Source organism: Methylobacterium sp. FF17, from assembly GCF_025813715.1.
Lineage (GTDB): Bacteria > Pseudomonadota > Alphaproteobacteria > Rhizobiales > Beijerinckiaceae > Methylobacterium > Methylobacterium flocculans.
The window spans coordinates 707,843-723,128 of the sequence record NZ_CP107532.1 but is presented as its reverse complement, the minus strand read 5'-3'; the positions used below and the strand labels follow the sequence as shown (position 1 = coordinate 723,128).

The following is a 15,286-nucleotide window of genomic DNA, read 5'->3' as shown; positions in this document are numbered from 1 at the left end:
CGACTCCGCCGAGGTTTCTATCTGTCCCGCCCCCCGGCCGTCGACTACGATCGGGGCGCGCCAAATCAGGCGGTTTCGCGGCACCGTGATCGCGTTGCGTTCTCTGCCTCAACGAGTACACAGAAGCCCTCGGAGCGCCGCGTCTCACCCCGTGCCGCTCCGCACCTCTTGCACGCACCTGATCGAACGCGATCCCCGTTCGAGCCTTCATTCTCGGAAAGCAGCGTCATGGCGGACGGAATCACCATCGCGTTCGGGCCCCTCGGCCCGGTGGGCCGGGGCGACGTCGTCCTGTTCGTGGGCGACGACCTCGCGCTGGCGCCGACCGTGGCCCGGGCCATCGGCGGCGGGGTCGCCGACCTCGTGGCGCGGGCCGCCGCCAGCGAGCGCTTCAAGGGCAAGTCCCTGTCCGCGCTGGCCCTGCCGGCCCCCGCCGGCCTCGACGCCGACCGCCTCCTCGTCATCGGTGTCGGCTCGGAGAAGGACCGCGCCAAGATCGACTGGCCGGCGCTCGGCGGGTTCACCGCCAGCAAGGTGTCGGGCCGCGAGGCCCACGCCGCCCTGACGCTGGCCGGCCTCGACGTGACACCGGAGAACGCCGCCGACTTCGCGCTCGGCGCCCGCCTGCGCCACTACAGCTTCGACCGCTACAAGACCAAGAAGAAGCCCGAGGGCGAGGATGCGAAGGGCACCTCGCTGACCCTGATGGTGGCGGATGCCGCCGCCGCCGAGACGGCCGCGAAGGCGTCGGACGCCGTCGCCGACGGCGTTATCCTCGCCCGCGAACTCGTCAACGAGCCGCCGAACGTCCTGCACCCGGAGGAGTTCGCCCGGCGCGCCGAGGCGCTGACCCAGCTCGGCGTCGAGGTCGAGGTGCTCGGTCCCGGCAAGCTCGAGGCGCTCGGCATGCGCGCCCTCCTGGCCGTGGCGCAGGGCTCCACCAAGGAAGCCCGCGTCGTGGTGATGCGCTGGAACGGCGGCGCCGACCCGTCCGAGGCGCCCATCGCCTTCATCGGCAAGGGCGTGTGCTTCGATTCCGGCGGCGTCTCCATCAAGTCCGCCGGCGGCATGGAGGACATGAAGGGCGACATGGGCGGAGCCGCCTGCGTCGTCGGCACGATGCATGCGCTCGCCAGCCGCAAGGCGAAGGTCAACGTCGTCGGTGCCATCGGCATCGTCGAGAACATGCCCGATGGCGACGCCATGCGCCCCAGCGACATCGTCACCTCGATGTCCGGCCAGACCATCGAGATCATCAACACCGACGCGGAAGGACGCCTCGTCCTCGCCGACGTGATCTGGCACATCCAGAGCGCCTACAAGCCGAAATTCATGATCGATCTCGCCACCCTCACGGGGGCGATCATCGTGGCGCTCGGCCAGGACATCGCCGGGTTGTTCTCGAACGACGATGCCCTCTCGGCCAAGATCACCGCCGCCGGCGAGGCGACGGGCGAGGCCGTCTGGCGGATGCCGCTGATCCCCGCCTACGACAAGGCGATCGACTCGAAGTTCGCCGACATGAAGAATTCCGGCGGCCGTCACGGCGGAGCCGCCACGGCGGCCTCGTTCCTGAAGCGCTACGTCAACGACGTGCCCTGGGCGCATCTCGACATCGCCGGCGTGGCGATGTCCTCCTCGGCGAGCGAGATCAACCGCAGCTGGGGCGCGGGTTGGGGCGTGCGCCTCCTCGACCGTCTGGTACGCGACAACTACGAAGGCTGATCCCGCGTGCGCGCCGCGCTGCCGGCCCTGGTTCCGCTCGTGGCGGTACTCCTGGCGATCGGCGCCGCTTTCGCGACGGGGTTCGACCTGCGAACCCCGTTGCCGCCCGTGCTGGAGGCCCGGTTCTACGGATTCTTCCTCGATCGCTACCCGCTCTTCGCGCTGGCGATCGTCTACGGTCTCGCGCACCTCGCCATGCGGACGGTCCGGCCCGGCCCGGCCGGCATGCCGCGTCGCTTCGTCGGCGGCGTGCTGGCCGCGGCGCTGTTCCTGGGGATCTGCCTGTATCCGACCTTCGGGGGCATGACCCTGCGCCTCGCCTTCGCCAGCGGCGGCACGGCGTTCCTGACGCAGCAGCCCATGGCGGCGGGCTACGCCCTCGGTTCGGCGCTCGCCGCCCTGGTCTTCGCCACCGCCCTCGGCCTCGGCGCGCTGATGATCGGCAATCGCGCGGGCGGGGCTCGCCGCTGGTTCCGGTGGCTCGGCGCGGCAATGATGCGGTACTTGGCGCTCTGGTTCGCCCTGGCGGTTCTCGGCCTCGCCCATGAGGCCGGCTTCGGGATCTGGCCCCGGCGGCCGATGACGCTCGCCGAGGCCCTGTCAGCCGCAGCACTGGCTTGCATCGCCTTCCTGCCCCACCTCTGCTGCAACGGGGTGGTGCCATGGCACCGGCGTTCCAAGTCCGTCCGCGCCACCGCTTGATCCCGCCGCCGAGATGGCGGAGGATGGTTTAGATGTGAACCAAAACGGCGGAAAGCCTGCGGGTCGCATCACAGGGAGGATCGACATGGCCGAAACCCGGAGCGCCGCGCGCCCCTGGCTGTCCGCGTATCCGCCGGGCATTCCGGCGGAGATCGATGTCCCGGGTCTCGGAACGCTGGTCGACCTGTTCGAGGACTGCATGGCGCGCACGGCCGCGCGTCCGGCCCTCAGGAGCTTCGGCGCCGAAGTCTCCTACGCGGCCCTCGGTGCGACCGCCGAGGCGGTGGCGGCCTGGCTCGCCGCGCAGGGCCTGGCCAAGGGCGACCGGGTCGCCATCATGCTGCCGAACGTCGTCGCCTACCCGGCCGCGATCTTCGGCGTGCTGCTCGCGGGTTGCACCGTCGTCAACGTCAACCCGCTCTACACGCCCCGCGAGTTGACCGCCCAACTCAACGATTCCGGTGCGCGCATCCTCTTCGTCCTGGAGAACTTCGCCCATACGGTCACGGCGGCCCTGCCCGACCTCGCCCTGGAGCGGGTGGTGCTCGTCGGGCCGGGCGACGGACTCGGCCTGAAGGGGCGGCTGATCACCCTGGCCTCGCGCCACCTCAAGAGGGCGGTGCCGCCCTACCGCTTCCCGAAGGGGCTGGCGCTGCGCTTCGACGCGGTGGTCCGCGCCGGCAGCAATCGCCCCAAGGTCCGCGTCCCGGTCGGGCCGGACGATCTCGCCTTCCTGCAATATACCGGCGGCACCACCGGCATCGCCAAGGCGGCGATGCTGACCCACCGCAACATCATGGCCAATGTCACGCAGAGCCAAGTCTGGTTCGGCCTCTCGGCGGAGGACGGGCAGGCGCGGGTGATGGTCACCGCGCTGCCCCTCTACCACATCTTCGCGCTGACCTGCTGCTTCTTCTTCTTCATGAAGGTCGGGGGCTGCTGCCTATTGATCGCGAATCCGCGCGATGCCGCAGGATTCATCAAGACGCTCAAGGGCACCCGGTTCACCCATTTCTCCGGCGTGAACACGCTCTTCAACCTGCTGGTCAACCATCCGGGCATCACGCAGGTCGATTTCTCCAGGCTCGATTTCGTCATCGCGGGCGGCATGGCTGTGCAGGCGAGTGTCGCCGAGAAATGGAAGGCGATCACCGGGTGCCCCATCCTCGAAGGCTACGGCCTCTCTGAGACCTCGCCGGTGGTCTGCGCGAACCCGCCCGGGATTCCGGCCTGGACGGGAACGATCGGGTTCCCGCTGCCCTCGACGGATGTCGTGATCCGCGGTCTCGACGGCCGCACGATGGAGGAGGGGCAGCCGGGCGAACTCTGCGTGCGCGGCCCCCAGGTGATGGCCGGGTACTGGAAGCGTCCGGACGAGACCGCCCACGCGACCACGCCGGACGGCTACTTCCGCACCGGAGACGTGGCAGTGCTCCAGGCGAACGGACAGGTGCGCATCGTCGACCGGATGAAGGACATGATCCTGGTCTCGGGCTTCAACGTCTATCCCAACGAGATCGAGGACGTCCTCGCCGGCCATCCCGGGGTGCTCGAATGCGCCGTGGTGGGGGCGGTCAGCGAGGAGACGGGCGAGATGGTCGTCGCCCACGTGGTCCGCAAGGACGGCGTGACCACCCCCGACGACCTGCGGACCTACGCGCGCTCGCAACTCACCGGCTACAAGGTCCCGCGCCGCGTCGTGTTTCACGACGCCCTGCCGAAGACCAATGTCGGCAAGGTGCTGCGGCGGGCGCTCCGCGACGATCCGCCGGGGCCCTGACAAGCCGCGCCTCGGCTCTGCTCGGCGTCCCTCGCCGAATGGTGAGCGCCCCCGCCTTGCGCTGGCGCCGCCGGGAACCGATGTCTGAATGAACAGGGGCGCGCCTGGGGCGTGCCGCAGGAGGGACGACCATGCTGATCAGGCGCAAGCGGGACTGGGAGATGCCCGAACATCTCGCGACGCCGGAGCGCGTCTTCCTCGACCGGCGGGCGCTGCTCGGGGGAACGGCGGGCCTCGCGGCGGCCTCGCTACTCGGTGGCGGACCGGCGCAGGCGGCGGCCGACCCCACCGCCGATCTCTACCCGGCCCGGCGCAACGAGGCCTACACCCTCGACCGTGCCCTGACGCCGGAGAAGTACAGCGCGGACTACAACAACTTCTATGAATACGGCACTTCGAAATCGGTGCTGCCGGCGGCGAACGCCCTGAAGACCCGTCCGTGGACGGTGGCCATCGACGGCCTCGTCGAGAAGCCGATGAGCCTCGGGATCGACGACCTCATCCGCAAGATGCCGCTGGAGGAGCGCCTGTACCGCCACCGCTGCGTCGAGGCATGGTCGATGTCGGTGCCCTGGACCGGCTTCCCGCTCGCGAAGCTGGTGGCTTTGGCCAAGCCGACCTCGGGCGCGAAGTACATCCAGATGCAGACCTTCCTCGACCGCTCGATGGCGCCGGGGCAGAAGTCGTTCCTCTACCCGTGGCCCTACACCGAGGGGCTGACCCTGGAGGAGGCCGGCAACGACCTCGCCTTCATCGCCACCGGCGTCTACGGCAAGCCGTTGGCGAACCAGTTCGGCGCACCGATCCGTCTCGTCGTGCCGTGGAAATACGGCTTCAAGTCGGTGAAATCGATCACCAAAATCTCGTTCGTCGCCGAGCGGCCCAAGACCTTCTGGGAGGGCCTGCAGGCGGCCGAGTACGGCTTCTGGGCGAACGTGAACCCAGCGGTCCCCCATCCCCGTTGGAGCCAAGCGAGCGAGCGGGTGCTCGGCACCGACCAGCGCGTGCCGACGCTGATCTACAACGGCTACGGCGAGCAGGTCGCCGGCCTCTACAAGGGCCTTGAGAAGGAGCGGCTGTTCGTCTGAACGCGGCCGCTGCTCAGTAGGTCCAGCGCTGGGCTTTCGCGACGAGGAAGTCGCGGAACGCCTGGACGCGGGCCACGGTCCGCATCTCCTCGGCGTAGACGAGATAGCTCTCCATGTGGGGCATCTCGGTCTCGCGCATCACCTGCACCAGCCCCGCCTGACCCTCCGCCGCATAGTCGGGCAGGATTCCGATCCCGGCGCCCGTGTCGATCGCCTGCTGCAGGGCGGTGATGTTGTTGACGGTGAAGTGGATGGAGCGGCGCTCCTGGCCCTCGCGTCCGACCGTGGACAGCCAGTGGGTGGCGAGCAGGTAAGAGGGCTCGTTGCCTCCGAACGAGACGAGGCGGTGGTTGTCGAGATCGGCGATGGTCTTCGGCTCGCCGAAGCGCTTCACGTAATCCTGCGACGCGAAGGCGTGGTAGTGCACCGTGAACAGGCGCCGCTGGATCAGGTCCGGCTGCGCCGGACGGCGCATGCGGATCGCCACGTCCGCCTCGCGCATGGCGAGGTCGAGCTCCTCGTTGGTGAGGATGAGTTCGACCCGGACATCCGGATAGAGGTCGAGGAATTCGGCCACCCGCTGGGCGAGCCAGGCCGTGCCGAGCCCGACCGTCGTCGTCACCTTGAGGTCGCCGGTGGGGCGCTCGCTGGTCTCGACGAGGCGTGCCTTGGTGTTCTCGAGGCGCAGCTTCATGTCGCGGGCCGCGCGGAACAGCAGATCGCCCTGTTCGGTCAGGATCAGGCCCCGGGCATGGCGGTGGAACAGCGGCGCCTTCAACTCGCGCTCCAGGGCGCTGATCTGCCGGCTCACGGCCGACTGGCTCAGGCCGATATCGTCGCCCGCCCGCGTGAAGCTGCCGGCTTCCGCGACGTTCAGGAAGATGCGGATCTTGTCCCAGTCCAAGGCGTCCACTCCCATACGCAACCCGACGCCGTACCCGTCACGCCCCCGTCCGCCCGTGTCGCGGTCCGGCCGACCCTGCCAGGCCCGGCCGACGCCCGTGCCGGAAGCCGCGCGTCGAAGCTGGCATCGTCCGGGAGTCATGCGGGAAGCGCCGACGGCGCATGCCGTCAGCGCTTAGGTTAGTCGGATGACCTTGCGATTGTCTTGACGGCGCGCGCAAGCCGGGGCGCGGCGTCGTCCGCCGGAATCTGCCTATTCTGCGGCCGCTTGCTGCGGTGTTTCGCCAATTTCGAGGGCGGCGAGGTACTTCTCGGCGTCGAGGGCGGCCATGCAGCCCATGCCGGCCGCGGTGATGGCCTGACGGTAGACGTCGTCGGTGACGTCGCCCGCCGCGTAGACCCCGGGGATCGCCGTGTGGGTGGTTCCCGGCGCGGTGTCGATGTAGCCGCCGTCCCGCATGGCGAGCTGGCCCTCGAACATTGCGGTGGCGGGCTGGTGGCCGATTGCGATGAAGACGCCGTCGGTCCGGCGCTCGGTGATTTCGCCGGTGCGGGTGTCCTTCAGGCGCACATGCGTGACCGAGGGCGGCTTGTCGCTGCCGCAGATCTCCTCCACCGCGTGGTGCCAGACCACCTCGACGTTCGGATGCTTGAACAGGCGCTCCTGCAGGATGCGCTCCGCCCGGAACTCACCCCGGCGGTGGACGACGATGACCTTCGCGGCGAGGTTAGCGAGATAGAGTGCCTCCTCGACGGCGGTGTTGCCACCGCCCACCACCACGACCTCCTTACCCCGGAAGAAGAAGCCGTCGCAGGTGGCGCAGGCCGAGACGCCGAAGCCCTGGAACCGCGCCTCGGAGGGAAGGCCGAGCCACTTCGCCTGGGCGCCGGTGGCGATGATGAGGGCATCGGCCGTGTAGGTCTCGCCGGAATCCGCCTCGAGCCGGAACGGGCGCACCTGGAGATCCACGTTGGTGATGTATTCCGACACGATCTTGGTGCCGACATGCTCGGCCTGGGCGCGCATCTGCTCCATCAGCCAGGGGCCTTGGATGGCCTCGGCGAAGCCCGGATAATTCTCGACATCCGTGGTGATCATCAGCTGTCCCCCCGGCTGGAAGCCGGAGATCATCAGCGGCTCCACCATGGCACGGGCCGCATAGATCGCGGCGGTGTAGCCGGCCGGGCCGGACCCGATGATGATGAGCTTGGAATGCGTGTGGGCCATCGGTCTCGTCTCCTTCAGGCCGTGCGCGCGCGATGATCGGCATAGGCCTTGGCCATCGCCTCGGCGATGACGGGTGTGGCATCGAGGGGCTGGTACTCGAGGTTCTCCAGGCGGCCGATGAAGGGCTTCAGAGCGCCCATCATCGCCAGTCCGGCAAAGAGCCGCCTGTGACGGATATAGGTCTTCGGCAGGTCGAACAGCAGGACCGGAGCCCCGGTGCTCACCGCCTCCCCGACCATGTTCGCCGAATCGGAGGTGACGACGATCTGCTGCGCGCAGGCGAGCATCGGAACGTAGGGGTTGGTGCCCGTCCCGTCCCAGAAGAACCCGCCCTTCGCGGCGACGAGGTCGCGCAGGGCGTTCCGCAGGTTCTGCGGCGTGCGCCGGGACACCGTGACCATCAGGGCGCAGCCGCCCTCGGCGAGCTTGGTCAGGTCGCGCAACAGGCGCCGCATGTCGACGGAGCGGTAGCTGAGGTGCCGGCTGTCGCCACCGATCAGCACGGCGATGCGCGGCCAGGGCAGGTTGGCGAAGCGGAGATCGGGCGCCGCTCGGGCTTCCGCCAGGCGGGCCGCCGTGACCTGATGCGGCGGCGTCAGGGTGGTGAAGACGTTGGGGCCACGCAGGTCGTCGTAATCCGGAACCCAGACGAAGTTGGCGGTCTCCGGACCGGTGCGCGGATCCTTGAGGAAGGCCGTGAAGGTGCGTCCCCCCGAGGCCTGCCGGATGGCGCGCAGATACGGCACCGCGCGTCGCCCCGAGGCGATCAGCAGGTCCGGCAGCGGGCCGGCAAGAACGCCCTTCCGGCCGCCGGGCTGGTCACGGGGGTCGATCGGGCCCCAGGGCGCCATCCATCCGAAGGGCGGGCGGGGCGTGATGCGCCGGACCTCGAAGGGCAGGCCGAGGGTTTCGGCGAGCCCGATGCACTGGGTCTCGTCCCCGGCCTTGCCGTCGGTGACGATCCAGGTCCGGGCTCGCGCGAGGTCGGGAAGGGGGAGCGGCGCGGTAGCACCGGGAGCGGAAACCATGGTGGACGCTGCCGACATCGGACGATCCAGGTCAAGGCGGGGCCACTGCGTTCGACCGCAACCGGCGCTCCATGTTCGCGCCGGCCCGTCGGACCGATCCATCCGGCACGACACTGCGGGGCGAGCGATCAATCCTTGGGAAGCGCCCGTCGCAGCCAGCCGGCGTAATGCTCGGCCAGGGCCGTGATCCGCCGACGCTCCGACTCCGCGTCGTACCAGGCGCCGCCTGAACTGGACGGAGTCGCGGAAAGCTGGGGATGGCGCAGCAGGACTTCGCCCCGGCGTCCCACCAGCAGGGCTTCGCCGTCGAGGTAGTCGCTCTGGGTGCCGCCACCGAAACGGCCGCGTCCCCCTCCCGAGCCCACATAGGGGTTGATCGACAGGCCCTTGATCCGGACGACCAGCACCGGCCCGGCTCCGCCGAGGCGATCGGCGAACTCGGTGCGCAGGGCGGCAAGGAGATCCTCGCGCAGGTCGACGGCCGGGGCGCCGCCACCCTGTGCGAGCAGTGGCTGGACGTCGACGCGGATGCTGGAGAGCCGCTCGGCACCCCTGCCGGCACCGTCCTGCGCCTGGGCCGAGCCGAGCAGGAAGGCGAGGCCGAAGATCGGCCCCGCCGCGCGCCACGCGCTGCCGCGCATCACCCGATCACCCGTACTGGACGGCCACGACCTCGTAGGACTTGCCGCCACCCGGGGTCGTCACCTCCACGGTGTCGCCGACGCCCTTGCCGATCAGCGCGCGGGCGATGGGCGAGGTGATCGAGACGAGGCCCGAGCGGACATCGGCTTCCGGCTCGCCGACGAGCTGGTAGGTCTTCTCCTCCTCGGTATCCTCGTCGAGGAGCTTCACGGTGGCGCCGAACTTGATCTTCGTGCCCGAGAGCTTGGTGACGTCGATCACCTCGGCGCGCGAGATCATGCTCTCCAGTTCGAGCACGCGGCCCTCGTTGTGGGACTGCGCCTCCTTGGCGGCATGGTACTCGGCGTTCTCCGACAGGTCGCCCAAGGCGCGGGCCTCGGCGATGGCCTGGATGATACGCTGGCGCTCCACCTGCTGGCGGTGCTTCAACTCCTCCTCCAGCGCTGCGTAACCGCGCACCGTCATCGGAACCTTGTCTATCGTCATCGTCTCGCGCCACAATGAATAGGCCCGGCCAGGAGCACCGCGCTCCCTCCGGGCCAGAGTAAGAAAGTCCTGAACCGCAAACGGCACGGCATCCGCCAAGACGGAAGCCGCGCGATGATTCAGGCCGCGAAGTATTCCTGCAAGGCGCGGACCTTAAGATCGCCTCCGAGATAGGCCTTGATCCCCTCGGCCGCCGCCATCGCTCCCGCAAGAGTGGTGTAGTACGGCACTTTATGCAAGAGGGCAGCGCGCCGGAGCGAGCGCGAGTCCGAGAGGGCACCGGCGCCCTCCGTGGTGTTGAACACCAGCTGGATGTCGCCGTTCTTGATCGAATCGACCACGTGCGGCCGGCCCTCCAACACCTTGTTCACCCGCTCCGTCGGCACGCCCTGGTCCGCGAGATAGCGTTGCGTCCCGCCCGTGGCGACGATGGTGAAGCCGAGTTCCGCGAGCAGGCGGATGGCCGGCAGGATGCGCGCCTTGTCGGCATCACGCACCGAGACGAACACCGCACCGTCCTTCGGCACCAGGGTGCCGGACCCGAGCTGGCTCTTGGCGAAGGCGACGCCGAAGCTGGAATCGAGGCCGATGACCTCTCCGGTGGAGCGCATCTCGGGGCCGAGCAGCACGTCCACGCCGGGGAAGCGGGCGAAGGGGAAGACCGCTTCCTTGACCGCGATGTGCTCCAGGACCTTCGGCCGGAGATCGAAGCTCGCCAGCGATTCGCCGGACATGACGCGCGCCGCGATCTTGGCGATCGGTTCGCCGATCACCTTGGCGACGAACGGGACCGTGCGCGAGGCGCGCGGATTCACCTCCAGCACGTAGATCACGCCGTCCTTGATCGCGTACTGGACGTTCATCAGGCCACCGACCTTCAGGGCCAGGGCCATCGCCTTGGTCTGGCGCTCGAGCTCTGCGATGATCTCCGGCGACAGGGAGCGCGAGGGCAGGGAGCAGGCGGAATCGCCCGAGTGGATGCCGGCCTCCTCGATGTGCTCCATGATGCCGGCGATGAACACGTCCTTGCCGTCGCAGATCGCGTCGACATCGATCTCGGTGGCATCCGACAGGTAGCGGTCGAACAGCAGCGGGTTCTTGCCCAGCACCGTGTTGATCTGCCCCGTCTTGTCGTTGGGGTAGCGCGCCTTGACGTCCGAGGGGATCAGGCTCGGCAGTGTGTCGAGAAGGTAGTCGGCGAACTGGGCCTCGTCGCGGATGATCGCCATGGCGCGGCCGCCGAGCACGTAGCTCGGGCGCACCACGAAGGGCAGGCCGAGGTCCGAGGCGATGAGCCGGCTCTGCTCCACCGAGTAGGCGATGCCGTTCTTGGGCTGCTTCATCCCGAGCTTGTCGAGGAGGCGCTTGAACTGGTCGCGATCCTCGGCGAGGTCGATGGCGTCCGGGGAGGTGCCGAGGATCGGCACGCCGGCGGCTTCGAGGGCACGGGCGAGCTTCAGCGGGGTCTGCCCGCCGAACTGCACGATGACGCCGTGGAGCGTGCCCGCCTGACGCTCGGTCTCGATGATCTCGAGGACATCCTCCTCCGTCAGCGGCTCGAAGTAGAGCCGGTCCGAGGTGTCGTAGTCGGTGGAGACCGTCTCCGGGTTGCAGTTGACCATGATGGTCTCGTACCCGGCCTCGGTCAGCGCGAAGCAGGCGTGGCAGCAGCAGTAGTCGAACTCGATGCCCTGGCCGATCCGGTTCGGGCCACCGCCGAGGATGATGACCTTCTTGGCATCCGTCGGGCGCGCCTCGTCCACCACGGTGCCGGCGAAGGGCGCCACGTAGGTCGAGTACATGTAGGCGGTGGGGGCCTGGAACTCGGCCGCGCAGGTGTCGATGCGCTTGAAGACGGGGCGGACGTCGAGCGCGCGGCGCGCGGCGCGCACGCTCGCCTCGTCGGTCTTGGCCAGGACGGCCAGACGGGCATCGGAGAAGCCGGCGGCCTTGAGCTGGCGCAGGGCGCCCGGCGTCTTGGGGATGCCGTGCGCCTTGACCCGGTTCTCCAGGTCCACGATCGCCTGGAGCTGCTCCAGGAACCACGGGTCGATCTTGCAGGAGGCGTGCACCTCCTCGTGGCTGACGCCGAGGCGCAGCGCCTGGCCCACCTTGAGGAGCCGGTCCGGCGTCGGGGTGCCCAGCGCCGCCTTGATGGCGTTGTGATCGTCGCCCTTGCCGAGGCCCTCGATCTCGATCTCGTCGAGGCCCGTGAGGCCGGTCTCCAGGGAGCGCAGGGCCTTCTGTAGGGATTCGGCAAAGCAGCGGCCGATGGCCATGGCCTCGCCCACCGACTTCATGGCGGTGGTCAGCGTCGGCTCGGCCCCGGGGAACTTCTCGAAGGCGAAGCGGGGGATCTTGGTGACGACGTAGTCGATCGAAGGCTCGAAGGAGGCCGGGGTGGCGCCGCCCGTGATGTCGTTGGCGATCTCGTCGAGGGTGTAACCCACCGCGAGCTTGGCCGCGACCTTGGCGATCGGGAACCCGGTGGCCTTGGACGCCAGGGCGGAAGACCGCGAGACGCGCGGGTTCATCTCGATGACGATCATCCGGCCAGTGGCCGGGTCGATGGCGAACTGCACGTTCGAGCCGCCGGTCTCGACGCCGATCTCGCGCAGCACCGCGAGCGACGCATCGCGCATCACCTGATATTCCTTGTCGGTCAGCGTCAGGGCCGGCGCGACGGTGATGGAATCGCCCGTGTGGACGCCCATCGGGTCGATGTTCTCGATGGAGCAGACGATGATGCAGTTGTCGTTCTTATCGCGAACGACCTCCATCTCGTATTCCTTCCAGCCGAGGACGCTCTCCTCGATCAGGACCTCGTTCGTCGGCGAGGCGTCGATGCCACGCTCGACGATGTCGAGGAATTCCTCGCGGTTATAGGCGATGCCGCCGCCGGTACCGCCCATGGTGAAGGAGGGGCGGATGATCGCCGGCAGCCCGACTTCGGCCAGCGCGATCAGCGCCTGCCCGATGGCGTGTTCGCCGTAGCGCTTGCGCCGATCCGACTCGCCCCTGTGCCAAATCTTCTCGAAGGCGGCGAGCGCCGCGACGCGCGCCTCGCCTTCGTTCGCCGCTTCGATGCGGGCGATCTCGGCCAGATACTTCTGGCGATCGGCCTTCTTGGCGGCCGATGCGTTCGCCAGCGCCGATTTCGGCGTCTCCAGGCCGATCTTCGTCATGGCGTCACGGAAGAGGTGGCGGTCTTCGGCCTTGTCGATCGCCTCGGTGGTGGCGCCGATCATCTGGACGTCGAACTTCTCGAGCACACCCATCTTCTTGAGCGACAGGGCGCAGTTCAGCGCGGTCTGGCCGCCCATGGTGGGCAGCAGCGCGAAGCCGCCGGGAACCGCGTAGCGTTCCTTCTCGATGATCTTGGCGACGATCTCCGGGGTGATCGGCTCGACATAGGTCGCGTCCGCCATGTCCGGGTCGGTCATGATCGTGGCCGGGTTCGAATTCACCAGCACGATCCGGTAGCCCTCCTCGCGCAGGGCCTTGCAGGCCTGCGTCCCGGAGTAATCGAACTCGCAGGCCTGACCGATGACGATCGGCCCCGCACCGATGATCAGGATCGAGGAAATGTCGGTGCGTTTCGGCATCGGGCGCCTTGGCTGCAGGCACGCGCGCCCGGCCTTACACGGTGCCGGAACGGCGGCACGGGCGAGGGGGCGCAAGCGGCGTGGATTGTCGTTGATCTTGGGCCTTACACGCAGCATGCCATGTTTGGAAGGGCGCGTATGCCGAACGGCGAAAGGCGTGCTGGATTAAACGCCGAGGTAAAGCGCTGAGACCGCCCGATCGATGGCAACGTAGAACACGCCGAAGGCGACCAGGGCCGCGGCGGCGAATTCGAGGGCGGCATTCGATAGGGTCTGGCTCCGGCGCAGCATCTCGCGGCCGAAGAACAGGCCGATCCAGGCCAGCGTCATGACGACGGGCAGGGCGAACAGGAACGACCAGGTGCTCTCGATGCGGTCGAGGCCGGCGGCGGGATCGATCAGCGCGCGGATGTTGCGGACCCAAGGGGCGTAGCAGGCGGAGTAGAGCGCGGTCATCCACGCGAGGGTGACGGCCACCCCGAGATGGAAGGTGAAGAGCCGATGCAGGCGCGAGAAGTCGTCGCGCGCGTCGTCGAAGGTCATGGGCTGGTCCCCGCCGAGATTCCGGATGCGATCACGCGGCGACCCTTGCGGTCGTCGGTGCGCCGTTGACGGAGCGGGGATGCCCGGGAATGCCGGATTTTTTGTGACGCGACGGGAACCATTTCGTGGTTCGCGCTGCGCATACAGGGACGGGCAGACCGGAGACGCGAGCGACGCCTCCGGTCCAGGGCCTCACTCGGCCGTGGTGATCAGCGTCTCGGGCGTACCGGCCTTCATCAGGGCGACGAAGCGCTCGAACAGGTAGTGGCTGTCACGGGGGCCCGGCGACGCCTCGGGGTGGTGCTGCACCGAGAAGGCGGGGCGATCGGTGAGGGTGAGACCGCAATTCGAGCCGTCGAAGAGCGAGACGTGGGTTTCCAGGGCGGTCTCGGGCAGGCTCGCCGGGTCCACCGCGAAGCCGTGGTTCATCGAGACGATCTCGACCTTGCCGGTGGTCTTGTCCTTGACCGGATGGTTCGCGCCATGGTGCCCCTGCGCCATCTTCACGGTGCGGCCGCCGAGGGCGAGACCCATCAGCTGGTGTCCGAGGCAGATGCCGAAGGTCGGGACCTTCTCGGCGAGGAGCGCCCGGATCACCGGCACGGCGTATTCGCCGGTGGCGGCCGGGTCGCCGGGGCCGTTCGACAGGAACACGCCGTCCGGCTTCATCGCCATGATCTCTTCGGCGGTGGTCGTGGCCGGCACCACCGTGACGTCGCAGCCGGCCTCGGCCAGGAGACGCAGGATGTTGCGCTTCACGCCGTAGTCGATGGCCACCACCTTGAGGCCGGTGCCCGGCTTGCGGTCGCCGTAGCCGCCCTTGACCCCCCAGGTCGTCTGCGACCATTCCGAGCGCTCGCGGCTGGTGACCGGCGGCACGAGGTCGAGGCCTTCCATCGGCGCGAGCGCGGCGGCGCGGGCCTTCAGGGCCTCGCGGTCGAAGCGTCCCTCCGGATCGTTGGCAATGATCGCGTTCGGCATGCCATGGTCGCGGATCAGGGCGGTGAGCGCCCGGGTGTCGACCCCGGTGATGCCCACGATGCCGCGTGCCTTCAGCCAGGCGTCGAGATGGCTCGACGAGCGCCAGCTCGACGGGTTGGTCACCGCGGAGGCGATCACGGTGCCGCGGACGCCGGAGGCCGGGGCTGCGTCCAGGCTCTCGAGGTCCTCGTCGTTGGTGCCGGTGTTGCCGATATGCGGGAAGGTGAAGGTGACGATCTGGCCCGCGTAGGACGGGTCGGTCAGGATCTCCTGATAGCCCGTCATCGCGGTATTGAAGCAGACTTCGCCGTCGGCGATTCCGGTCTGGCCGATGCCGAAACCCTCCAGCACGGTCCCGTCGGCGAGGACGAGGAGCGCGGTGGCCAGGGGCTCGGCCCAGGGGGCGGGGGGCGCGGGCACGGCAGGCGTGTGGACGCCTTCATCTTGCAGCATCGGCGTGATCTCGCTTATGTCCGGCCGATCCCGGCGCCGTGAGGGCGCATGCGGGCGGCTTATCGTGCGGCGCTCATAGCGAGCGTGCCGCGTCAGGGTCAATGTGGCCCTCGCGTCGGCGC

At 68.7% G+C, this 15,286-nt stretch carries 12 protein-coding genes; 4 read left to right on the top strand and 8 right to left on the bottom strand.

The features are described from left to right. Positions 1–228: 228 nt before the first annotated feature. The 4 genes from OF380_RS03220 to msrP all read left to right on the top strand — a co-directional run bounded on the left by OF380_RS03220 (position 229) and on the right by msrP (position 5,295). Positions 229–1,725 (top strand): leucyl aminopeptidase, encoded by a 1,497-nt coding sequence (locus OF380_RS03220; protein ID WP_264049347.1) that lies wholly within the window; start codon positions 229–231, stop codon positions 1,723–1,725. A gap of 6 nt (positions 1,726–1,731) precedes the next feature. After that, a complete protein-coding gene (locus OF380_RS03215; protein ID WP_264049346.1) occupies positions 1,732–2,427 on the top strand; it encodes a hypothetical protein in 696 nt (231 codons plus the stop codon). Positions 2,428–2,512: 85 nt separating this feature from the next. Next, a complete protein-coding gene (locus tag OF380_RS03210) occupies positions 2,513–4,207 on the top strand; it encodes an AMP-binding protein (RefSeq protein WP_264049345.1) in 1,695 nt (564 codons plus the stop codon). Positions 4,208–4,338: 131 nt separating this feature from the next. Further along, positions 4,339–5,295 carry a protein-methionine-sulfoxide reductase catalytic subunit MsrP gene (gene msrP / locus OF380_RS03205; protein WP_264049344.1) on the top strand — a complete coding sequence of 319 codons (957 nt, stop codon included), beginning with the start codon at positions 4,339–4,341 and terminating at the stop codon, positions 5,293–5,295. 13 nt (positions 5,296–5,308) lie between these two features. Here msrP and OF380_RS03200 read toward each other — a convergent pair whose 3' ends face one another. From OF380_RS03200 to carA, 8 genes are all read right to left on the bottom strand, one after another. Further along, on the bottom strand, positions 5,309–6,199 hold the full coding sequence (locus tag OF380_RS03200; RefSeq protein ID WP_264049343.1) for a LysR family transcriptional regulator: 891 nt from the start codon (positions 6,197–6,199) through the stop codon (positions 5,309–5,311). 252 nt (positions 6,200–6,451) lie between these two features. Then, a complete protein-coding gene (trxB, locus tag OF380_RS03195; protein WP_264049342.1) occupies positions 6,452–7,426 on the bottom strand; it encodes a thioredoxin-disulfide reductase in 975 nt (324 codons plus the stop codon). A 14-nt stretch (positions 7,427–7,440) separates the two neighbouring features. After that, positions 7,441–8,472 (bottom strand): mitochondrial fission ELM1 family protein, encoded by a 1,032-nt coding sequence (locus tag OF380_RS03190; protein ID WP_264049340.1) that lies wholly within the window; start codon positions 8,470–8,472, stop codon positions 7,441–7,443. Positions 8,473–8,582: 110 nt separating this feature from the next. Beyond that, positions 8,583–9,095 carry a hypothetical protein gene (locus OF380_RS03185; RefSeq protein WP_264049339.1) on the bottom strand — a complete coding sequence of 171 codons (513 nt, stop codon included), beginning with the start codon at positions 9,093–9,095 and terminating at the stop codon, positions 8,583–8,585. A 7-nt stretch (positions 9,096–9,102) separates the two neighbouring features. Beyond that, positions 9,103–9,576: a transcription elongation factor GreA gene (greA, locus tag OF380_RS03180; RefSeq protein ID WP_264051171.1), complete on the bottom strand. Its 474-nt coding sequence runs from the start codon at positions 9,574–9,576 to the stop codon at positions 9,103–9,105. 125 nt (positions 9,577–9,701) lie between these two features. Further along, positions 9,702–13,187: a carbamoyl-phosphate synthase large subunit gene (gene carB, locus OF380_RS03175; protein ID WP_264049338.1), complete on the bottom strand. Its 3,486-nt coding sequence runs from the start codon at positions 13,185–13,187 to the stop codon at positions 9,702–9,704. A gap of 165 nt (positions 13,188–13,352) precedes the next feature. Continuing rightward, positions 13,353–13,730 carry a hypothetical protein gene (locus OF380_RS03170; RefSeq protein WP_264049337.1) on the bottom strand — a complete coding sequence of 126 codons (378 nt, stop codon included), beginning with the start codon at positions 13,728–13,730 and terminating at the stop codon, positions 13,353–13,355. Between the two features lie 192 nt (positions 13,731–13,922). Continuing rightward, positions 13,923–15,164: a glutamine-hydrolyzing carbamoyl-phosphate synthase small subunit gene (carA, locus tag OF380_RS03165; protein ID WP_264049336.1), complete on the bottom strand. Its 1,242-nt coding sequence runs from the start codon at positions 15,162–15,164 to the stop codon at positions 13,923–13,925. Positions 15,165–15,286: the final 122 nt, after the last annotated feature.

Bases quoted from the DNA above. Each gene is read 5' to 3' on its own strand.
- msrP (WP_264049344.1), top strand. From the start codon at position 4,339: ATGCTGATCAGGCGCAAGCGGGACTGGGAGATGCCCGAACATCTCGCG.
- OF380_RS03220 (WP_264049347.1), top strand. From the start codon at position 229: ATGGCGGACGGAATCACCATCGCGTTCGGGCCCCTCGGCCCGGTGGGC.
- OF380_RS03170 (WP_264049337.1), bottom strand. From the start codon at position 13,730: ATGACCTTCGACGACGCGCGCGACGACTTCTCGCGCCTGCATCGGCTC.
- OF380_RS03210 (WP_264049345.1), top strand. From the start codon at position 2,513: ATGGCCGAAACCCGGAGCGCCGCGCGCCCCTGGCTGTCCGCGTATCCG.
- OF380_RS03185 (WP_264049339.1), bottom strand. From the start codon at position 9,095: ATGCGCGGCAGCGCGTGGCGCGCGGCGGGGCCGATCTTCGGCCTCGCC.
- carA (WP_264049336.1), bottom strand. From the start codon at position 15,164: ATGCTGCAAGATGAAGGCGTCCACACGCCTGCCGTGCCCGCGCCCCCC.
- OF380_RS03190 (WP_264049340.1), bottom strand. From the start codon at position 8,472: ATGTCGGCAGCGTCCACCATGGTTTCCGCTCCCGGTGCTACCGCGCCG.
- carB (WP_264049338.1), bottom strand. From the start codon at position 13,187: ATGCCGAAACGCACCGACATTTCCTCGATCCTGATCATCGGTGCGGGG.
- trxB (WP_264049342.1), bottom strand. From the start codon at position 7,426: ATGGCCCACACGCATTCCAAGCTCATCATCATCGGGTCCGGCCCGGCC.